We start from the raw sequence: 20070 nt of genomic DNA, 5'->3' as shown, positions 1-20070 counted from the left end.
GGTACGGGCGAAGGGCCACCATGCGTAAGGGGATGTCGCACAGCGCGCGATCAGCGATGTTCGCTCCGCTCGACCAGATCGGCCGGGCGGAAGCGGTCACCGCGCGGCTGGTCGACGCCATCACGCTCGGGCTGCTGGCCGATTCGGAGCAGCTCCCGAGCGAAGCCGAGCTGGCCGCTCAGTTCGGCGTCTCCACCGTGACCGTTCGCGAAGCGCTCGTGGCCTTGCGGCAGCAGGGCCTTGTCGAGACGCGACGCGGCCGAGGCGGCGGAAGCTTCGTGAAGACACCTGCCAACCCTTCGGCCGCTTCGTGGCGAGAGCGCCTTCGCACGGTTTCGCTGTCCGAGCTTCGCGACGTCGGCGATCACTACCTCGCCATCGCGGGCGCCGCGGCCAAACTCGCCGCCGAGCGGAGTTCGCCCGAAGACATCGAGCGGCTCGAGCTGGCGACAGAGGACATCCGCACGGCCACCGGCGCGGAAGCGTCGCGCGCCGAGCGTCAGTTCCATCTCGAAGTCGCCGCGGCCGCTCAATCGCCGCGGCTGACCAGGGAAGAAGTGCAGTTGCAGAGCGAACGAGGGGGCTTGCTGTGGCTGCCGCTCGAGCCGCACGGCACCCGCGAGAACGCCTACGCCGAACACCGCGCGATCGCCGCCGCCATCGCCGAGGGCGACGGCGAGCTGGCCAGGAAGCTCACCGAGGAGCACATCCTCGAAGCGATAGACCGGCTGGCGGACGTGCATTTAGACCTTCTGGCCCCTTAAGCTGCGACATCCGCGCATCCGAGGTGAGCATCGTGAACGACACACCGTCCGCCGGTTCCGAGGTCGTCGAACAGGTATCCGCACTGGTCGAGGACGTCTTCGGCCGGTTGAAGCCGGTATTGGCCGGCGCCGAGGCGCTCCTGGCCGCTTCCGCCGATGCCACCGCGGAAGACCTGACCCGCCTCCGGCCCCAGGTCTTCGAGGTCCTCGGCGGCCTCGTCGTCGGCGCCGGGTTCATCAGCGCGCCGAACGCGCTGGCCGACCAGGAATTCGGCTTCGAATGGTGGACCGAGACCGGCGACGCGGAGCCGGTGCAACTGGTCATCAGCCTCGATCCGGACAGCGAGAACTTCCTCGACTACACCCGGCAGTCGTGGTTCACCGTCCCCCGTGACACGGGCCGCCGCCACATCAACGGCCCGTACGTCGACTACCTCTGCACCGACGAGTACACGCTGACCTTCACGGTTCCGGTCCAGCGCGACGGGACTTTCGCGGGTGTCGTCGGCGCGGACATCTACGTGCGCGAGGTCGAGCGTCTGCTGCAACCGAAACTGCGCGCGCTCGGCGGCCGCGCGGCGCTGGTCAACGCCCAGGGCCGGGTGATCGTGTCGAACAACGCGCGGCAGGCGACCGGGTCGCTGGTCCGCGAGATCGACGTCCCGGCGTGGTGGTCCGCCGGTGCGGAGCCGGTCACGACCGAGACCGGCACGCATCTGCGGCGCTGCGGTGACTCGCCGATCGCCTTGGTCAGGTCCGAGCGCTGAAGGACGCCATACCCGCATCAGATGTGGGGAAAGCGCCCTTCACCGCGTCGCATGCGGGGAAAGCGTCCTTCAGCCCCCGCTGACCTGCAGCGCCAGCCAGAATTCGGCGCGCACGCCAGGGGAATCGAGGTCGCGGCCGGTCAGTTCGGCGACCTTGCGCATGCGATTGCGCAAGGTGTGCCGGTGGACGCCGAGCCGCGCGGACGCCAGATCCCAGTGACCGTGGTGTTCGAGCCAGCAGGTCAGTGAAGCGACCAGTTCGCCCCTGCCGGTTTCGTCATGCTGCCGCAGCGGCGCCAGCAGGCTGTCCGAAAAGGCTTGTGCCGCTTGGGAATCGACCAGCTCCAGGAAACCGCGCCCGGCGTGCTCCGCGAACCGGACCAGCGGGGACCGCTCGGCCTTCGCCGCTTCCGCCGCCTGCTTCGCTTGCCGGAGCCCGGCCGGGAAGTCCACTGTGGATACCGGTTCGGACAGCCCGGCGTGCAATCCGCCGATCCGAGACGCCTGCCGGGCGACGGCCTCCACGTCACCGAACGCGACCACGAACGCTCCTGACTCGCCGAAGAACACCGTCTCCCCGGCCGTTTCGGCGTCGAGCGCGTCGGCGAGCGACCGGCGCGCACCAGCGGGACCGACGACGGCCAGCACGGACCACGGCGCCTCCGGAACACCGCCCCAGATCGACTTCATCGTCCGCGTGGCGAGTTCGCCGTGCCCGGCGGCGAGCAGGTCGCACAACCCCGACCTCAGCCGCCGAAAAGCGCCGCTGTGTTCACGATTCTGTTCCAGCGCAAGGGAAAGCAAGGACACGGCCGTATTGACGATGTGTTGCCCCGCGGCGTCGAGCGGCTCTCGGGTGCCCACGGCGAGTACGCCCCGCGCGCGTGTGTCGAGCGTCTGGAGGACGACCTCGTACTCCCCCACCGCCGTCACGAGCGTGCCCGCGCGCAGCCGCGCGAAGTCGTCCTGGAGTTCGTCGGCGAAGGGCCGCGCGGAGGGCGAAGCCTCGGTGATGGCGCCTGATGAGTCGAGCAGGAGCACCCAGCCGTCGACCAGTTTCGCCAGTTTGCGCACCACTCCGCCGGGACCGCCTTTGCCGACGGCGGTCCTGGTCAGCTCCTGCTGCCCCCTGCCGGTGCGCACGAGCGAGGCGTACTCGTCGGCGGCGACCGCACGGGAAACCGCGCGAGTGATCGCGATGAACGGCGTCTTCTTCGGGACTTCCAGTACCGGGAGGCCGATCTCTTCCGCGGTGTCCACAAGGGACTGAGGAATGCTCGCGTGGCTGAGCCCGACACCGAATCCGAGCCCCGCCACGCCCGCGTCCACGAGGCGCCGGATGTACCCCGGCGATGTGGTCTCATCGAGGGCGAGACCGGTGGTCAGCAGCAGTTCGCCGCCTTCGAGGAAGGCCTGCGGATCGGTCAGTTCGGTGGGATGGACCCAGCCGATCGCCCGGTCGAGCGCCGTCTCGGCCGCGCGCACCCGCAGGCCGAGCGGGCGTTCGGCCACGAGGGCGGCGAGGGTCAGTGCCATGTTGTCCAACTCTACGCCCCGATATCGACAAGATGTCGAGCTGACGCCGCCCGGCGCGGCTCTCATCCTGGAGGGCGACCACCGTCCCTCGCGTCCGCAGGAGTCTGGCCGTGACCGTCACCACCGAAACGCAGCGCAGGCTGCGCACCGAGATCCCCGGCCCCGCCTCTCGCGCCCTGCAGGAACGGCGCGCGGCCGTCGTCGCCGCGGGCGTGAGCTCGGTGCTGCCCGTCTACGTCACCTCGGCCGAAGGTGGCCTGCTCACCGACGCCGACGGCAACGTCCTGATCGACTTCGGCTCCGGCATCGCGGTGACCAACGTCGGCCACGCCGCCCCCGCGGTCGTGGACCGGGTCCGCGAGCAGGTGGGCCGGTTCACGCACACGTGTTTCATGGTCACGCCGTACGAGGGGTACGTCGAGGTGTGCGAAGCACTCGACAAGCTGACGCCGGGGACGCACGAGAAGCGTTCGGTGCTGTTCAACTCCGGCGCCGAGGCCGTCGAGAACGCGGTGAAGATCGCGCGCGCCGCGACCGGGCGTCAGGCCGTCGTCGTGTTCGACCACGCCTACCACGGCCGCACCAACCTGACGATGGCGCTGACCGCGAAATCCATCCCCTACAAGCACGGTTTCGGCCCGTTCGCGCCCGAGGTATACCGGGTGCCGGGGTCGTACCCGTACCGCGACGGCCTGTCCGGCCCCGAAGCCGCCCGCATCGCCATCGACCGCATCGAGAAGCAGATCGGCGGCGACCAGGTCGCGGCCGTCGTGCTGGAGCCGGTGCAGGGTGAGGGTGGTTTCATCGAGCCCGCCCCCGGTTTCCTGCCCGCGCTTTCCCGTTGGTGCACCGAAAACGGCGTCGTCTTCGTCGCCGACGAGGTGCAGACCGGTTTCTGCCGCACCGGCGAGTGGTTCGCGTCCACGCACGAAGAAGTCGTTCCCGACCTGATCGCCACCGCGAAGGGCATCGCGGGCGGGCTGCCGCTCGCCGCCGTCACCGGCCGTGCGGAACTGCTCGACGCCGTCCCGCCGGGCGGCCTCGGCGGCACCTACGGCGGTAACCCGATCGCGTGCGCCGCGGCGCTCGGCTCGATCGAGATCATGCGCCAGGAGAACCTCGCGGCGTCGGCGAAACGCATCGAGAACGCGGTTCTTCCGCGCCTGCGTGCGCTGGCCGGGGAGACCGGCGTGATCGGCGACGTCCGCGGCCGCGGCGCGATGCTGGCCGCCGAGTTCGTCAAGCCGGGCACCACCGAACCCGACGCCGACCTGACCAAACGCGTCGCGCAGGCCTGCCACCAGGCCGGGGTCGTCGTCCTCACCTGCGGCACCTACGGCAACGTCGTCCGGCTGCTGCCGCCGCTGTCCCTGTCCACCGAACTGCTCGAAGAGGGCCTGTCGGTCCTGGAGCACGCTGTCCGTACGGAGGCTTCCAAGTGAGCATCTTTCCCTTCTGGGTAGCCGGAAAGCCGGTCACCAGCGACGAGACCGTCGTCGTCCGTCACTCCTTCGACGGAAGCGAGGCGGGCTCGCACCACGTTCCGTCCACTTCGGACATCGAAGCCGCGATCCAGGCCGCGCACGACGTCTCCGGCGAGTTCGCGACACTGCCCGCGCACGTCCGGGCGGGCGCGTTGGACCACGTGTCCCGAGTTTTGGGTGAGCGGTCCGAAGAGCTGGCGCAGCTGATCACCGCAGAGTCGGGCAAGCCGCTGAAGTGGGCACGTGGCGAGATCGGGCGCGCGGCGTCGACGTTCCGCTGGGCCGCCGAGGAGGCCCGCCGGTTCTCCGGTGACCTGCAGCGGCTCGACACCGACCCGGGCGGCACCGGACGGCTCGCGCTGGTACGTCGCGTGCCGAAGGGCCCGGTGCTGGGCATCACGCCGTTCAACTTCCCGCTCAACCTGGTGGCGCACAAGGTGGCGCCGGCGATCGCGGTCGGCGCGCCGATCGTGCTCAAGCCCGCCCCCGCGACGCCGCTGACCGCGCTGCTGCTCGGCGAGATCCTCGCCGAGACCGACCTGCCCGCCGGAAGCTGGTCGATTCTCCCGGTGAGCAACGAGGAATCGGCCAAGCTGGTCGCGGATCCGCGCCTGCCGGTCGTGTCGTTCACCGGTTCCGTGCCGGTGGGCTGGGGCATCCGGGACAGCGTGCCGCGCAAGCACGTCGCGCTCGAACTCGGCGGCAACGCGGCCGTGCTCGTCTGTCCGGATTGGACGGACCTGGACTTCGCCGCGCAGCGGATCGCGACGTTCGCGATGTACCAGGCCGGCCAGTCGTGCATCTCGGTGCAGCGGGTCTACGCGCACGCCGACGTCTACGAGGAGCTTCAGGCGAAGGTGCTCGAGCAGGTACGCGCGCTCGGGACCGGCGACCCGCGGGCGGACGGCGTGGACGTCGGGCCGCTGATCAACACCGCCGCCGCTTCCCGGGTGGAATCGTGGATCACGGCGGCGGTCGAGGCGGGTGGCGAACTGCTGACCGGCGGAAAGCGTGACGGCGCCACCGTCGAGCCGACGGTGCTCGCGAACGTGCCGGAGGACGCGTCGGTGATGGCCGACGAGGTCTTCGGGCCGGTCGTGTCGATCACGCGGGTCGAGTCGGTGGAAGACGGCGTGCGCCGGATCAACGACTCGCGCTTCGGGCTGCAGGCGGGCGTGTTCACGCGTGACCTGCCGACGGCGTTCGACGTGTCCGCGAAGCTGCGTGTCGGCGGCGTGCTCGTCGGCGACGTGCCGAGCTTCCGGGCCGACCAGATGCCCTACGGCGGGGTGAAGGACTCCGGCGTCGGCCGCGAGGGCCCCGCGTCGGCGATGGCGGACTTCACCGAGGAGCGCGTCACCGTCCTCACCGGCCTGACCCTCTGACCACCCGCGTTTAGTCCTCTGGATGCGCTACTACCGCATTCAGAGGACTAAACGCGTGAGGTGGGAGTGGGCTTCGACGAGCGAAGGGCCGTACCAGGTCAGATAGCGCCCGGAGACCAGGACGTGCTTCGCGCCGGGAAACGCTTCGGGGCCGTCGTCGGCAGTGAACTCGTACGGCTCGTCGGGCAACACGAGCAGGTTCGCGTCTCCGGTCGCGAAGCGCGCTTGGAGCTCGTCGAGCTTCGGCCGCGGGTAGCGCTCTTCGTCGTCCGCGTAGACGTTGCCGATTCCGACGCGATGCAGGACGTCGCCGCCGAAGGTGTCCCTGCCGAGCACTATCCACGGCTTCCGCCAGACCGGCACGACCGCGCGGAATCGCTCCGGCAGCGTCTCCCGCCAGATCTCTTCCGCCTCGACCAGCCACTCCGGTTCGGCGAGGTCGTAGGCCTGCGTCAGGATCCGCCGGATCGAGGCGAGCGCGCCGGGCACGGTCGCCGACGCCTCCATCACCCAGACCGGGATCCCGTTGGCGCGTAACCGTTCCACGTCCTCCGGCCGGTTCTCCTCGGAGTTGGCCAGCACCAGATCCGGCTCGAGTTCGAGCACCTTGTCCACGTTCGGGTACTTCGAGCCGCCCACGCGCGGGACGTCCAGCTCCACCGGATGGGTGCAGTAGTCGGTGGCGCCCGCGAGCCGTCCCGGCGCGCTCACCTCGACGGCCTCGGTCAGCGACGGCACGAGCGAGACCACCCGCGACGCCGGTTCGCGCAGCGGGACCACTTCGCCGAGGTCGTCGATCATGCCCGCTCGAACGACAGTTTCCGCTTGTCGACGTCCACCGCGGTGAGCCGGACGCGGATCCGCTCGCCTTCGGGCAGCTTTTCGCCCGTGCACTTGGACATCACCGGCGGATCCTCGACCAGGATCTCGGCCTTGGTCTCCTCCGCGCGCAGCACGATCGCGCCGAACTCGCCGCCGATGTGCTCAGCCATCACCCAGGCCTCGACCTGGTCGATGGAGGCGCGTTCGACCTTGGCCGCCAGCGCGTCGGACGCGGACATCTGTTCCGGCACCTCCGAAAGCGCCGCGCGCACCCACTCGGGGACTTCGCGGCCGGCGCTCACGGCGAGACAGATCTCGGTGGCGAACCGGTCGACCAGCCGCCGGATCGGCGCGGTGACATGGGCGTACGCGCCGCCGATCCCGGCGTGGGTCGTCAGCTCCGGCAGTTCGCCGTCGAACGCGGTGTACCCGGCACCGCGCAAAAGCCTGGTGGTGTCGGCGAAAAGCGCCATCGAAGCGGGCTGGCCGGGGTCGAGCGCGGCCAGGAACTCCGACACGCTCTTGCCTTCCGGCCAGTCGATGTTCAGTGCCTGCGCGGACCGGCCCAGCCATTCGACCGCCTCGGCGTCCGGCTGCGGCAGGGTGCGCAGGACCCCGATCTTCGCGTCGATCATGATCTTGGCCGCGGCCATTCCGGTGAGCAGCGAGATCTCGGCGTTCCACGCGTCGACGTCGTTGCGCGGCCGCTGGATCAGCGCCCAGCCGCCGTCGGGGTCGCCGCTGATCTCCTGCTCCGGCAGCTGCAGCTCGACCGCGCCGCGCCGGATCGCGAGTTCGCGCCGCAGCCTGCCCAGTTCCGGCAGCGCGGCGACCGAGGGATGCGGGTCGCCCGCGTCGATCGAGGCTTGGACGGTCTCGTAGTCGAACTGTTCGGTGGACCGGACCAGTGCCCGGCGGACGTTGGTCGCCGTCGGCTCGCCGCTCGCGTCGACGTCGATGGTCCACAGCACGGCGGGCCGGGTCTCCCCCGGCAGCAGGCTCGCCGCGCCCTCGGACAGCACCGGCGGATGCAGCGGGACGTTCCCGTCGGGCAGGTAGAGCGTTTGCCCGCGGCGGCGTGCCTCCTTGTCGAGCGCGCCACCCGGCGGGATGAACGCGGCCAGGTCGGCGATCGCGTAGTGGACCCGGAAGCCGCCGTCGACGCGTTCGATCAGCACCGCCTGATCGAGATCCTTGGCGCCGGGCGGGTCGATGGTGACGAAGGGCAGACCGGTGGCGTCTTCACGGTCGCCCGCCGACTCGAGCGGGTCGACGACCGCCGCCTCCGCCTCGGCGAGCACGTCGGGCCCGAACGACTCCGGCAGCGCGAACTCGGCCCGCAGGTGACCGAAGTCCCCTCCGGCCGCGTGTGTCCTGATCACGAGTGGAGGCACCACCCAACCCTATCCCGATCCGGTGCCGTGGATCGCCCGTTCGGGCGCGGGCCGGTCGGGTGTACGTTACGAACCGAAATGAAAACCGATACCCTTTTCAAAACGACAGGAAGGGCCGTGGCGTGAAGATCGCGTTCGTCGGGAAGGGCGGCAGCGGCAAGACCACGCTGGCGTCGCTGTTCACCGCGTACCTGGCAGGCGACGGGAAGCCGGTACTGGCGATCGACGCGGACATCAACCAGCACCTCGCCGTCGCGCTCGGCGCGAGCGAGGAGGAGGCCATCGCGTGGCCGACGCTGGGCGACAACATGGGCCTGATCAAGGAGTACCTGCGCGGCGACAACCCGCGGATCGCCGACGCGGCCTCGATGATCAAGACGACCCCGCCGGGGCGCGGGTCGCGGCTGGTCCGGCCGTTCGAGGACAACCCGATCTTCCAGGCGTGCTTCCGCGAGTTCGGTGGCGTGCGGCTCGGCGTCACCGGGCAGTTCGACGAGGACGACCTCGGCGTCGCGTGCTACCACTCGAAGGTCGGCGCGGCGGAGTTGCTGCTGAACCACATGATCGACGACGCGGGTGAATACGTGGTCATGGACATGACCGCCGGTGCCGACGCGTTCGCGTCCGGCCTGTTCACGCGGTTCGACGTGACGTTCCTGGTGTGCGAGCCGACCGTGCGCAGCGTCGGCGTGTACCGGCAGTACGCCGACTACGCGCGGGACTTCGGGGTGCGGCTGGTCGTCGTGGGCAACAAGGTGACCGAGGACGAGGACATCGAGTTCCTGCGCGAAGAGGTCGGCGACGCCCTGCTGGGCTGGATGGAGAACTCGCGGCACGTCCGCGCCGCCGAACGCGGCCGCGCGCGCCCGATCGGCGAACTCGAGGCGCACAACCTCGCGACGCTGGGCGCGATGCTCGCGACCGTCGACGGCGAGCGGCGCGACTGGGCTCGCTACCAGCGGCAGGGCGTCGAGTTCCACCTCCGCAACGCGCGGGCTTGGGGCAGCGGACGGGCCGGGGAGGATCTCACGGCGCAGGTGGACCCGGAGTTCGTGCTGGGGCCGGCGCTCGCCGGACAAGACGCCTGACCTGCTATTTTACGCGCGGGGAGAGCAAGGGACCTTTACTATCACTTGATTGCTTACGCTTAACAATCAAGTGATAGCAAAGGTCCCTTGCTCTCTTTCCACAGGTCAGCGCGGCGACCGTGTGGATTACGGGTCATCTAACGCACCAAAATCCACACAGTCACTACGCACCACTACGCGGAGTACAGGGTGTGTGGAAATAGGCACACTCAACGCCCCTATTTCCACACACCCCCGGTGGCAGCAAAGGTCCCCCGCTCCCTTTCCGCAGGTCAGCGCCCCGAGCGGTAGCAAAGGTCCCTTGCTCCCTTCCGCTCACGCCGTGATGTCCCGAAGGTGCCCTTGGAGACGTTCAACGCCCCCAATGTCACATTGGGGGCACCGACGGGCCCGCCCGATAACCACTCACGCGGGTGACCTAGGGCGCGTCAGTCACCGTTCCACTTGGCGTCTTCGGCGTCGGCCTGCTTCGTGCGTTCCTTGGCGATTTCCAGGGCGCGCCTGGCCGTCGCCTCATCCGGGTACGGGCCGAGGAGGTCGATGCTCCGGCCTCGTTCCAGGTGCTCGACCTGGTTCGTCTTGGTGTTGAAGTACCAGCCCTGATCCGGGTTCGGGTCGCTCGACATACGTCAAGCCTGACATCACCCGGACGTCCTGTCATCACTTGCGATAGCGGTACGGGATCTCCGTGGGATCGCCGGTCGGGCCGAACTCGCCGCCCTCGGGCTGGTCGACCTTCGAACTCTCCGGCGCGTTCTCGGCGAGTTCGTCGAACCAGCCCCGGTTCATCGGAACACCGCGCGGCGGGGTCGCCGGTTCCGGCGCCGCGGGAACGCCCTGAGGAGGCGAAGCGGGTGACCCCGAAGGCGGCCCGGTCACCGGAGGCGCGGGCGGAGGCATCGCTGACGGCGGCGGAGACATGGCGGGCGGCGGAGTCGTGGCAGGTGGCGGGCCCGGCTGCCTCACCGGCGGTTCGGGCTCGGCCTGGCTCGGCGCCGCGGACTGCACCTCCGAAGTGGCCGGAGGGGCGCTCACCGGCGGCGGCTGCGTCCGAGTGGGCTGGGGCAGCGGAGGCTGCGGAGCGGCAGGCGAAGGCCCAGCAGGAGCCCCGTGATTCCCCGGCAACGGCGGTGCAGGCGGCCCCGAAGGCGGCGCGACCGTGCGCCACACCGGCGCGGGCCCGATGTTCATCGGCGCCGGAGCGCGCGGCGGCTGCCCGGTCGCGGGCGGCGCGGCCTGCGAAGGCGGCGGAGGCGCCTGGGGCGGCGAAGGCTTCGGGATCGGGTCAAGGCACGACACGAGCACCGTGGTGTTCGCCGGATCCTCGACCTTCCGGCCGCTGCGCTCGCGGTAGATCATCTCGCCTTCGGTGTCCATCTCGACCAGGTAGCCGGCCTCCGCCAGCTGTTCCTCGTCGAGATCGACCAGCTTTTCGTAGCGCGACGGAACGACCCGGTAGATCGGCCAGGCGAGCCTGCCGTTCTCCTGGTGGAACTGCGCCAGCAACGCGGCCATCTGCTGCTGCCAGGGCAGCGACATCCCTTCGGCCAGCGAACGCGGCAGCACGACGTAACCGGGATCGACACCCGGCCAGCCCTGGTTCAGCTGGTCGGCCAGCGGCGTGCTCGACGCCGGCCGGGCCGCCTGCCGCGCGGGCTGGGCGGTGCCGAAGAGATCGCGCGGATCGACCTCCGGGCCGCTCGCCGCCGGGGGCTTGCCTCGCCTTCCGAATTTCCGTGCCACGTTCTTCATCCTCTGCCAGTGTGCGGCCGCTCGCCGGTGGACAGGCCGCCACTTCGGGTGAATCCGATGGTCCCGCGATCGCGATACCACGCTCTCACCATGCTAAACGCCAGGACGGACCGCCTGCGCGACCACTTCGGCCTCGTCGAAGGAGAAGTCGCGGATGTGCACCGGCACCCCGGTCTGCTGCGCCTCGACGATCTTGCCGTCGCCCAGGTACATCATCACGTGGTGGATGGTCGCCGGGTTCGACGGCACGGTGGCGAGGAACAGCAGGTCACCCGGTTGCGCCTGACGCACCGGCAGCATCGCGCCCGCCTTGTACTGGTCCCGGGAAACACGCGGCAGGACGATCCCGGCCGACTCGTAGGCCCGCAGCATCAGCCCGGAACAGTCGTAGCTGTTCGGTCCGGTGGCGCCCCAGATGTACGGCTTGCCCTGCTCGGCGAGCGCGAACTTGATGGCCTGCGCGGCCGCCTGGCTCGGCGGCACCACGCTGCCGACGCTCGAACCACAGCCGACGACGTCGACGATCTGGCCCTCGTTCTGCACGAGGAGAGCCGCCATCGGCTCCCAGCTGTGGTACCGGTCGGGGAACCCGGACCGCTCGACCCGCTGGGCGGCGTCACCGGGACGCATGTTCTCCCAGTCCGGCACCGCGAGCAGCACGTCGAAGAACTTGTTGACCTGGTACGGCGGGTCGGTGACCTGCGCGACGGTGCCCCAGCCCATCGACGGCCGCATCTGGAAGATGCCGAGCGAGTCGCGGTCGCCGTAAGTCAGGTTCCGCAGCTTGGACTCGGTCATCCCGGCCTGGATCGCCACCTGCCACGCGCGCGGGGACAGCGTGCGCTGCTTGCCGATCGAGATGATCAGCGCGACGATCCCCTTTTGTTCTTCGTCCAGTTTGTTGATGTCCGAAGAACCGCGATCGGTCTGCCCGGGCAAGGTCGGCCCGATCGACGCGTCGCAGGAGGTCTTGACGACGCTGCCCGACTGGGCCTCCATGTGGTCGGTCACCACCTTGGTGACCGTGCCCGTGGTGACCACCGCGGCGAAGACCGCGGCGATCAGCACGCCGACGATGATCCCGATCTTCATCGGGTCAGCCCGCTTGGGTGAACTTGGTGACCCGCCATCCCGGGTTCGTCTTGATGACGGTCACCCGGACCTTGGGCCCGTCCGTGGGGACGTCGACATCCATCGATCCGGCGAACGAGGACGCGACCTGCGGCTCCCCGGAAACCCTGGTCGCGGTGATGTTCGCGGGGTCCACCGTCTTCAGATCCGTGGACCAGTACTCCTCGGTGGTGTACGGCTTCAAGCCGTTCAGCCACTGCTCGGTCGTCGTGCCGTCGGGATGGTTCGCCCATGCCGTCACCCACTCCTTGGCGACCCGGACACCGTCCTGGTCTGGTGGCGCGGAAGACGGCGGCGGCTGGGAGGTCAGCCTCGGCGGCAACGTCGACGTCACGGTCACCGGCGCCGCGACGCCGGGGCGTGAGGTGGCTGTCGCCGAAGAACCCGGCCCGCCGGCCGTCTGTCCCGGTTTTCCGATGGCCTTGGGCAGCAGGATGCCCACCGCGGTGAGCACCACCGCGAGGATCACCAGCGTGCCGACGAGGTGACGGGGCGAGCGCAGCGGCCAGCCCCACAGTCTGCGGTAGACCGCGGTACGCCCGCGGTTGGTCCGGATCGGCATGGGTCACCGACCCACTGCGTGGTCTGTGTCCCGGACTTCCTCGCGGACTTCCAGCCCGCGCGACGGCCGGTACAGCACGAAGACCGGCTTGCCCGCGACGACTTCGGGGTCGACGCGACGCGGACGCGGGGTGGACGGCCCGGCCTGCGCCGGTACCGCGCCCGAGTAGTCCGGAGTGGTGTAGCCGCCACCCGCGGAGTTCATCCGCGACGGCACCACGACCGGCTCCGGTTCGTCGCTCCAGCGCCGGTCGGCGACCGGCGACGTGTCGACCCGGCGGCTCGGTACCTGGATCGGGCTCCGCCCGCCCGAGGTGAACATGGAGTCGCCCGGATTGCCGGCGGACGGGTTGTACTGGCCGAACACCGGAACGCCTCCGCCGCCACCGGCGGGAAGCGCGGGCATGCCGCCGCCACCGCCGACAGCGCCGGGCCACGGCGCTCCCGACCAGGCCGCCGCGGGCCGGATCGCGCCGGAACCGTTGTCGAGCCGCTGGGAGCTGGCGAAGATCGTCGCCTCGGGCCGGAACCGCCCGCCGCCGACGGTCGCGCCGACGGGACCGCGGAGGTCGCCGTCGACGACGTCGTCGGTGTCACGGACGTTCTGCCAGAACGCGTCCTGCGGTGTCGGTTCGTTGTTCTTCTTGCGGAAGCGGGAGAAGAGCCCGCCGCGTGGCGAGGGCATCGCGCCGCCGACCATGCCGACGGACATCTCGACCATCTGCCACAGCCGCCGCACGGGGCGGCCGACCATGAACAACAGCACGGTGATGATGCCCGCGAGGACCATCTTCGTCAGCAGGGACAACGAGTTCCCCGCGGTGAAGATCGCTTCCAGCAAGAGCGTGTGCACGCCCGCCAGCACCGAAAGCACCATGAGGTTGAAGGCGACGGCGCCGACGACCTTGAGGATGCGCTGCATGATCTGCGGCTGCAGCAACGCGATCAGCCCGATCAGCGGAGCCGTCAGGACGAAGATCCTGATCAGCACCTGCGCGAGCAGCACCGTGGCCTTGGCCAGCAACTGGAACAGCGAGTAGACGATTCCCTGGCCGAGCGAAAGGAAACCGGCGCCGACGCGGCTGCCGTCCTCGCCGGTGAAGTACCCGGTCGCGGGGCCGAGTTTCGTGGAGATGTCCTTGAACGCCGCCTTCTTGGAGTCCACCAGCGCGGCATCGGCGTCTCCGCCCTGCTGGATCTGGCTCCAGGTGAAGGCACGCGCGTCCAAAAGCGGCGGGCCGTACTGGATCGCCTGCGGCGAATCCGGGCTGCCGAACTCCCCGCGGAGCCAGTTGTCGTAGACGACCCGGCAATGCAGTTCGGTCGGGACCCGGTCCCACGGCTGGCGCGCCGCGACGGCCTCCGGGGTCGCCTGGCACGGTTGCGCCGCGGGCGGTTGCGGCTGGGACGGCGGCGGGGTCTTGGCCTCGTCGATGAACCCGGCCTGGATGTTGGTCGTGGTCTGCACGATCGCGTTGTCGATCGGATCGAGGAACCGCAACAGCGCCAAGGAGGACGCCGCCAGCCAGACCGCGGCGAGCCCGTACAGCGCCCGTTTGCTGACCGCGGCGAGATCGCCGCGCCAGATGTTGCGGAACAGCATGATCGACATGATCAGCGCGGCCAGGCCGAACAGCTGGGCGTAGATGTTGTTGTAGACCTTCTCGGCCCCGGCCTTGACGGCGTTGTACAGCGGGCTGAGCAGGCTGCCCTGCAACACGGTGTAGTGCAGCGAGTTCGTGGCACCGACGATGTTCTTGCCGATGTTGAACAGCTGGTTGCCCGCCCAGGTGTCGATCGTGGAGTTGGGCGAGGTGATCCCGGCGAGCGGGCCGCAGTCGGTTTCGAAGGTGTCCCAGACGTGTCCGGCGTACCCATAGACGTTGTACGGGCTGCCGCCTTCACCTCGGGCGGTGGCGGGCGGGTCGAGCGCGCCGACCATGCCCGCGCCCGGCCGTTCCGGGTTCGGCGCCTCGCCACAGGCCGCGGCCGACGCCGCCGGAGCGGTCGCCACGGCCTGCAGCCCCAGGATGAGCACGACGACGAACATCGTCGCGCGGCGGCTGGGTCTGGTCTTGCCCGGCCGCGGCCCCTCTTTGAGACGGCGGCGCAGCGCGTGCCAGCCGGCGGCGAACGCGAGCACGAACGCCAGTGTCATCACCGTGTTCATGCGGCGTCCCTGCCGGTGCCACCCTTGCCGGCGCGCGCGTGTTGCTCGCCCTGACTCCCATTCCCGTTGCCACTGTGTCCGTTTTGGACAGCGCCTTGCACTTCTCCTGTTTCGGCCGCCAACGGGTCCGGGGCGCCGAGCATCTGTTCGTCGGTGAGGCCGACCTCGAGTTCGGCCGCGAGCTCGAGGTCCTCTTCGAGCTCGAAATCGTCTTCCTCCGGCGGCGAAGCCACGAACTGCTTCTCCTGCGGGACCGCGATCTCGTTGCCCGGCCTCGACGGTTTGGCGTCGGGCGAACCGGGCGTGGTGTCCATGACCCGGCGCAGGTGTTCCAGGTGCGGGCCGGAGAAGTCGACGCGGATCCGCTCCACGCCGCCGGCTCCGTCGCCGAAGATGAACTGCCGCGGCTCGACGTCGCGCTGGAGATCGCGTTGCGAACCGGGACGGCGGCCCAGCGCCGCGACGACCTGTTCGTAGCCGACGCCGACCGGGACCTTCAGCAGGCGCAGCGCGTCGGCCTGGGCGTCGTCGTCGTCGAGACGGCCGACGAACACCGAGTCCAGCAGCGCCACGAAACCCTGGATCTTCAGGAAGTCCGCGGGGATCTGCGAGGACAGCAGCACCCGGACGTTCCACTTTCGCGAGTCACGCGCGAAGCGGTTCATCAGCACGCGCCCGGTCGGGACCTCGGAGAGGAAGAACGCCTCGTCGATCCAGACGCCCTTGCGCAGTTCCTTCGGCTTCTCGTACACCGACCGCTGCGTCAGCCAGGCGGCGAGGTTCAGCATCTCGACGCCGAGCGATTCCGCGTCCGTCCAGTACTCGCGCGGGACGCCGTCCTTGGGCAGGGTCAGCCCCGCCATGGTCAGCACGGTCATCCGGTCGTCGCGGGTCTCGGCGTACGGGTCCGCGTCGGTCTCCGGGATGAGCAGCGCCATCCGCTCGCGCATCTCGTCGAGGAAGTCCGCGACGACGACGGCGTGCTCGTGGTGCTCGCTGGAGTCCCGGCGCAACGCGTCGATGACCTGGCCCGGGTCGGCGTCGAACCGGCCGCCGACCGCGCGGACGGCGCGCAGCAGCACGATCCGGGTCTGCGCCATCCGCGAGACCTCGTACGGCAGGACGCCGGTGAGGACGTCGAGCACGAGACGGCGGCGCGTCGCACCCGCGAGGGCCTTCTCCCGCCGCCACGAACGCTCGGGGTCGTCCTCGTCCATGAAGTGCTCGAGCTGCGGCTCGGCGACCACCCGGTACGGGTTGAGGATGCCGGGCTGCGCGTTGAGCAGGTTGATCGGCCGCGCGTACGGACGCAGCTCGGGCAGGTCGCACAGCCGCGACAGCGGGCCCGACGGGTCGAGGATCGTCCAGTGCGCGCCCGCGCGGAGCGTCTTGTAGACGATGCCGCCACCGAGGAACGACTTGCCGCCACCGAGACCGGCGACCATCGCCGTCAGGCCGGAACCGTCGCGGATCTCCTGCGCCATCCACGGGTCCCAGGCCACCGGGCGCCGGGTCGCGGTCACGGTCTCGCCGAGCAGGATGCCGCGGCGGTCGCCCACCTCGGCCGTCGCCGTCGGCACCGCCGAGGACGCCCACACGACCGAACCGCGGCGCATGTACGCCGCCGAGGCCAGCGGCTCGCCGGGGATGAACTCCCTGGCCAGCGCGTACTGGGCTTCGGGATGCTCGACGGCGATCTTCGGCTTGTAGAGGTCGAGAAGCTGCTGGGCCAGGCGCAGCGCGTCCCGCTCGGTCGGCCCGGACACCGCCAGCCGCCACCACGACCGCACACGGGTGGCCAGCGCGGTGAAGCCCGACGTCATCTCGTCGTCGATCTCCAGTACCCGGCCCGCCTGGCGCGCCAGCGACTGCGGCGGCTCCAGCTCGTGCTCGTCGGTGTAGTGCTTGACCTGCGAACGCACCTTGTTCATCTGGCGCTGCAGCTCGCCGGCGACCTCTTCCGGCCGCCGGACGTAGATCCGCGCGGACACCTCGACCGCGGCGGGCAGCCGGTCCGCGTGCTGGATCCAGGGGTCGTCGACCTCGGGGATCTGCAGACCGTGCATCTGGCCGACGGTCAGCACCGCGAGATGCCGCGAGACCCCGGCGTTCGAGCCGGTGCGGCCGCGGACGGTGACCGTCGGCGCGTACGGCTCGGCGTGGAAATCCGCCGCGTCGGTGAAGCTGGCGAGATCCTCGGGCTCCCAGGCGGCGCCCGGGACCGCGGGCATGTTCCGCGGCGCGGGCAGGCCCAGCGAGCACGAGCGGTGCATCAGCCAGGACATCTCCTCGGCGTGCACCGGACGGCCTTCGAGCCCGGCGGAGCCGATCACCTGGTCGAGGTGCTCGACCTCGGAGTCGAGCGCGGCCAGCTCGGCGTCGACGGCCTCCGGCAGGATCTTGCGCAGCACCGGGGCGGCGCTCTCGACCGCGCGGTCGATCATCCGCCTGGTCTGCACCTGGACGCCGAGGTAGACCTCTTTTTCGGCCATCGAGCGGCCCATCAGCTGCTGCTGCTCGCCGATGAGGTAGTCGTCGAAGGACAACGCGCCCTGGACGTCCTGAGGACGGCCGACGGCGTTGTGCACGTGGGCCTCGGCCCACATGCGGATCGGGTACGGCCGGTTGGTCACGCGCAGGTGCAGCCAGCGGCCCTGGAGCTCCGCGTACTGCCCGGCGATGGCCGCGATCAGGTCGCGGCGCTGCGAATCCGACCGGAACGACCAGCGCTGCGGCGCGAGCCGGTACCAGGCGTACACCTCATAACCGGTGCGTAACAGGTGCCCGTCGATGCTTCGCGCCGCAATCGACGGGGTATAGGTAGGTATGGCCGCCTCGCCGGGCAGCCGCCTCCCCTTGCCGGCCTTTTTGGGCTGCGCGGAGCGGACCTGCTGGGGCGGGTTCCAGGCCCCTTGGTGCAGATCTCGATCACGTTTTCCTCGGCTTCCGCCGCGACCGAACAACGACTACCTCCCGGCCTGAGCCGCAGGACGGCTCCGACGCGCTCGTGGTGTTCCCTGAGCTCCGGCGCCGCCGCCGTAGCCGTGGTGCTGGTACTGCCGTCTCCTGCGGTGCTTCGGTAGCGGGCGGTTCGCCCGTACCCGGACGCGGGATGCGCTGGCTGCGCCACCCGTGCCCGTGGTCCGTTCTCTTGGTGTGTTGAGCTCTTTCGCCGCCATCGCGGCCACGGCGCCCAGCGGACGTTCGTGGCTGATCTTGGCCGTGATCAATCTGGTGATCACAATTGTGGCGACGAAGGCCCAGGCGGTCGAGAAGAACCCGAAGCTCCAGCCCGCCCACCGTTCGACGGTGAGCACGAGCAGGAAGACCGGGATACCGACGAGCCACGCGACGTAGCGGGCTCTCCAGGGAAAAGTCGCTTTCGGCGGGCCGAGCCAGACGGCATCGACCCGGTAAACCTCGTCATCGGTGCGGATACGCAACGCGAGCCCTCAGCCTGTGAAGAGGCCGGCGATCCACTGGCCCACGTTGACTCCGGCGCCGCTCACCGCGAGGCCGATGATCGCCAGCGCGATCACGACACCGGCGAGTCGGCGCATGACACCCGCGTTGTCCCCTTTGCCACCGCCCAGCCACAGCAGGAGGAGCGCGACGGCCAGCAGCACCAGGGGAATGATGTTGTCGATCAGCCAGGTGCGGACGTTGCCGGTGCCGAGCTCGCCGGCGGCCAGCGTGTCGAGGGTGGTCAAGGTCATCATCGCATTACTCCCGGTGCGCGGAGAGGGGGTTCGCGCGGTTCTGGCTCGGTGGTGCTTCGAACATCATGGCGTCACGAGGCGTAGTGGTCAAAGCGCGCTCTGTAGATGTCGTTTTGTCTACAGTTCACAGAGCGAGGCACAGCACCACGACCATCCTCGGTCTCCATCATCGTTGCAAGGGTCGTCAGGATTAACCCCGGCCACCCGTATTTCGCAGTGTGCGAACGGCCTCACTCGCCTGCGAGGCATCTTGCTCACTGTGAGTACGGGTCGGCCGAGGAGAATCCGGCCTCGACCAGTGTGACATGACTCGTTCGGTGGCTTCTCGCGAGTCCGCTGGGTGAGCACGCATTCGACAAAAGACATGAGTGCCGATCAAGCGAAAGTCACGCTTCCGTTACCCAAAGCGAAAACGGGGACACCATTTTCACTACATAGCGTGATTATCGGCCCGTCGAGAACACATTCGCGGGAAAAGCGCCCGCTTCGACGGCCTTGCGGCTCAAAGGCCCGCACAGCTCGTGAAGCCGTTTGGTCTTCTCCTCGCCGAGATGCTCCCAAGGCCCCGCCGACGCCGCGTTCGTGGCGACTTCGAGCCGCTCGCGAAGATCGTTGCCGGCCTCCGTCAGGCCGCCCTGGTCATCGAGGATGCCCTGCTCGCGCAGCTTGGCGACCGCGCCGTCCCACTGCTCGTCGCTCCAGCCGCGGGAGGCCTTGGCCGCGTCCGGCAGGAAACCCTTGCCGGTGGCGGTGTGCGAGACGAGGGCGGCGAGCCCGTCGACACCGTTGGCGACGAGCGCGGCGATGTGGCCGTCTCCGCGGTGCTCGCGCAGCAGGGTGATGGCGTGCCAAAGGGCGAGGTGCGGCTCGCTCGGCCAGTCGAGGCCGGCATGTCCGGCGTAGAGCGGGCGGCCGTCGGCCTGACAACCGCCGATCGCCTCGCGGGCGAGTTCGGCCGCTTCGGCGACTTCATCCGAGCCGATGGTCTCCTTGCCGAGCAGCCGGGTCAGCGCCGCGTCGACGGCTTCGAACCGGGCGTCGATGATCTTTTCGGGCGTGGCCAGCGTCCAGGCGCGCGGGATGTGGCGGGCGACCAGCTCGGGGTTGAAGTTGTAGAACGTCGCCGCGACCACGCCGGGCCCCACCGCGCCCATCGGCGCCGCGCGGCCCGCGAAGTACGTCATGCGCCCCGGGCGGAGACCCGCGCCGGTGAGCGCGGCTTCCGTCTCGGGGGCGAAGTAGGTAAGGGAATGCAGTACATCGAACGTCCCGCGGAACCGTCCCGTGACCCGACTCGCTTCGCCCATGGGAGCACCCTACCGGCAAGTAGCGAGGAGGCGCAGCGTCCGAAGGGGCGGCGGGCGGAGCCGTGGTGAGGTCGCGCTGGGAGCAAGGGACCTTTGCTATCACTTCCGCAGGTCGGGAGGGGGTCCCGGTGGTGGGGGGGGGGGGTGTCGGGGTAGTAGACCACCAACGCCGCACCACCCCCCACCCCCC

17 protein-coding genes are annotated in these 20070 nt (G+C 69.8%); 5 read left to right on the top strand and 12 right to left on the bottom strand.

The genetic code is table 11. The features are described 5' to 3' along the window. Positions 1 to 20 precede the first annotated feature (20 nt). Together ACIRGA_RS19680 and ACIRGA_RS19675 are read left to right on the top strand one after the other, a co-directional pair. The gene (locus ACIRGA_RS19680) at positions 21 to 764 is read left to right on the top strand and encodes a FadR/GntR family transcriptional regulator (RefSeq protein WP_400942873.1); all 744 of its coding nucleotides are present in this window, start codon (positions 21 to 23) and stop codon (positions 762 to 764) included. A gap of 32 nt (positions 765 to 796) precedes the next feature. After that, positions 797 to 1531, top strand: coding sequence for a hypothetical protein (locus tag ACIRGA_RS19675; protein WP_400942871.1), 735 nt, complete (start codon positions 797 to 799; stop codon positions 1529 to 1531). Between the two features lie 69 nt (positions 1532 to 1600). Here ACIRGA_RS19675 and ACIRGA_RS19670 read toward each other — a convergent pair whose 3' ends face one another. Continuing rightward, the gene (locus ACIRGA_RS19670) at positions 1601 to 3067 is read right to left on the bottom strand and encodes a PucR family transcriptional regulator (RefSeq protein ID WP_400942870.1); all 1467 of its coding nucleotides are present in this window, start codon (positions 3065 to 3067) and stop codon (positions 1601 to 1603) included. Positions 3068 to 3177: 110 nt separating this feature from the next. Here ACIRGA_RS19670 and gabT point away from each other — a divergent pair, with 110 nt between their 5' ends. Continuing rightward, positions 3178 to 4509: a 4-aminobutyrate--2-oxoglutarate transaminase gene (gabT, locus tag ACIRGA_RS19665; protein ID WP_400942868.1), complete on the top strand. Its 1332-nt coding sequence runs from the start codon at positions 3178 to 3180 to the stop codon at positions 4507 to 4509. Continuing rightward, complete coding sequence (locus tag ACIRGA_RS19660) at positions 4506 to 5936, top strand: aldehyde dehydrogenase family protein (RefSeq protein ID WP_400942866.1); 1431 nt, start codon at positions 4506 to 4508, stop codon at positions 5934 to 5936. The genes gabT and ACIRGA_RS19660 overlap by 4 nt, the downstream gene beginning before the upstream one ends. Before the next feature lie 39 nt (positions 5937 to 5975). On the opposite strand, the gene ACIRGA_RS19655 is transcribed toward ACIRGA_RS19660, so the two are convergent. Both ACIRGA_RS19655 and ACIRGA_RS19650 read right to left on the bottom strand, forming a co-directional pair. After that, on the bottom strand, positions 5976 to 6737 hold the full coding sequence (locus tag ACIRGA_RS19655; RefSeq protein WP_400942865.1) for a helical backbone metal receptor: 762 nt from the start codon (positions 6735 to 6737) through the stop codon (positions 5976 to 5978). Beyond that, positions 6734 to 8140, bottom strand: a complete 1407-nt coding sequence (locus ACIRGA_RS19650) for an RNB domain-containing ribonuclease (RefSeq protein ID WP_400942921.1) — start codon at positions 8138 to 8140, stop codon at positions 6734 to 6736. The genes ACIRGA_RS19655 and ACIRGA_RS19650 overlap by 4 nt, the downstream gene beginning before the upstream one ends. A gap of 134 nt (positions 8141 to 8274) precedes the next feature. Here ACIRGA_RS19650 and ACIRGA_RS19645 point away from each other — a divergent pair, with 134 nt between their 5' ends. After that, the gene (locus ACIRGA_RS19645) at positions 8275 to 9240 is read left to right on the top strand and encodes an AAA family ATPase (RefSeq protein WP_400942864.1); all 966 of its coding nucleotides are present in this window, start codon (positions 8275 to 8277) and stop codon (positions 9238 to 9240) included. Positions 9241 to 9668: 428 nt separating this feature from the next. On the opposite strand, the gene ACIRGA_RS19640 is transcribed toward ACIRGA_RS19645, so the two are convergent. The 9 genes from ACIRGA_RS19640 to ACIRGA_RS19600 form a co-directional block, all read right to left on the bottom strand. Then, the gene (locus tag ACIRGA_RS19640) at positions 9669 to 9866 is read right to left on the bottom strand and encodes a hypothetical protein (RefSeq protein ID WP_007035345.1); all 198 of its coding nucleotides are present in this window, start codon (positions 9864 to 9866) and stop codon (positions 9669 to 9671) included. A 34-nt stretch (positions 9867 to 9900) separates the two neighbouring features. Continuing rightward, entirely contained in the window at positions 9901 to 10983 is a 1083-nt protein-coding gene (locus ACIRGA_RS19635; RefSeq protein ID WP_400942862.1) for a hypothetical protein, read from the bottom strand. A gap of 102 nt (positions 10984 to 11085) precedes the next feature. Further along, complete coding sequence (locus ACIRGA_RS19630; protein ID WP_400942860.1) at positions 11086 to 12084, bottom strand: C40 family peptidase; 999 nt, start codon at positions 12082 to 12084, stop codon at positions 11086 to 11088. A 4-nt stretch (positions 12085 to 12088) separates the two neighbouring features. Continuing rightward, positions 12089 to 12685, bottom strand: a complete 597-nt coding sequence (locus ACIRGA_RS19625; protein ID WP_400942859.1) for a hypothetical protein — start codon at positions 12683 to 12685, stop codon at positions 12089 to 12091. 3 nt (positions 12686 to 12688) lie between these two features. Continuing rightward, positions 12689 to 14854, bottom strand: a complete 2166-nt coding sequence (locus tag ACIRGA_RS19620; RefSeq protein WP_400942857.1) for a magnesium transporter — start codon at positions 14852 to 14854, stop codon at positions 12689 to 12691. Next, positions 14851 to 17817 (bottom strand): ATP-binding protein, encoded by a 2967-nt coding sequence (locus ACIRGA_RS19615; protein ID WP_400942855.1) that lies wholly within the window; start codon positions 17815 to 17817, stop codon positions 14851 to 14853. The genes ACIRGA_RS19620 and ACIRGA_RS19615 overlap by 4 nt, the downstream gene beginning before the upstream one ends. 3 nt (positions 17818 to 17820) lie before the next feature. Continuing rightward, positions 17821 to 18297, bottom strand: coding sequence for a hypothetical protein (locus tag ACIRGA_RS19610; protein WP_125680352.1), 477 nt, complete (start codon positions 18295 to 18297; stop codon positions 17821 to 17823). Positions 18298 to 18306: 9 nt separating this feature from the next. Next, a complete protein-coding gene (locus ACIRGA_RS19605; RefSeq protein WP_005166545.1) occupies positions 18307 to 18573 on the bottom strand; it encodes a hypothetical protein in 267 nt (88 codons plus the stop codon). Positions 18574 to 19016: 443 nt separating this feature from the next. After that, positions 19017 to 19880, bottom strand: coding sequence for a hypothetical protein (locus ACIRGA_RS19600; protein ID WP_400942852.1), 864 nt, complete (start codon positions 19878 to 19880; stop codon positions 19017 to 19019). Positions 19881 to 20070 lie beyond the last annotated feature (190 nt).

This window comes from Amycolatopsis sp. NPDC102389 (genome assembly GCF_044765885.1).
Taxonomy (GTDB): Bacteria; Actinomycetota; Actinomycetes; order Mycobacteriales; family Pseudonocardiaceae; genus Amycolatopsis.
Note: the sequence above shows the minus strand (reverse complement) of the source record. Positions and strands in the feature narration are given on the sequence as shown.

Coding starts and splice junctions, on each gene's coding strand:
- ACIRGA_RS19680 (WP_400942873.1), top strand. CDS start 21: ATGCGTAAGGGGATGTCGCACAGCGCGCGATCAGCGATGTTCGCTCCG.
- ACIRGA_RS19670 (WP_400942870.1), bottom strand. CDS start 3,067: ATGGCACTGACCCTCGCCGCCCTCGTGGCCGAACGCCCGCTCGGCCTG.
- ACIRGA_RS19655 (WP_400942865.1), bottom strand. CDS start 6,737: ATGATCGACGACCTCGGCGAAGTGGTCCCGCTGCGCGAACCGGCGTCG.
- ACIRGA_RS19640 (WP_007035345.1), bottom strand. CDS start 9,866: ATGTCGAGCGACCCGAACCCGGATCAGGGCTGGTACTTCAACACCAAG.
- ACIRGA_RS19630 (WP_400942860.1), bottom strand. CDS start 12,084: ATGAAGATCGGGATCATCGTCGGCGTGCTGATCGCCGCGGTCTTCGCC.
- ACIRGA_RS19625 (WP_400942859.1), bottom strand. CDS start 12,685: ATGCCGATCCGGACCAACCGCGGGCGTACCGCGGTCTACCGCAGACTG.
- ACIRGA_RS19620 (WP_400942857.1), bottom strand. CDS start 14,854: ATGAACACGGTGATGACACTGGCGTTCGTGCTCGCGTTCGCCGCCGGC.
- ACIRGA_RS19605 (WP_005166545.1), bottom strand. CDS start 18,573: ATGATGACCTTGACCACCCTCGACACGCTGGCCGCCGGCGAGCTCGGC.
- ACIRGA_RS19600 (WP_400942852.1), bottom strand. CDS start 19,880: ATGGGCGAAGCGAGTCGGGTCACGGGACGGTTCCGCGGGACGTTCGAT.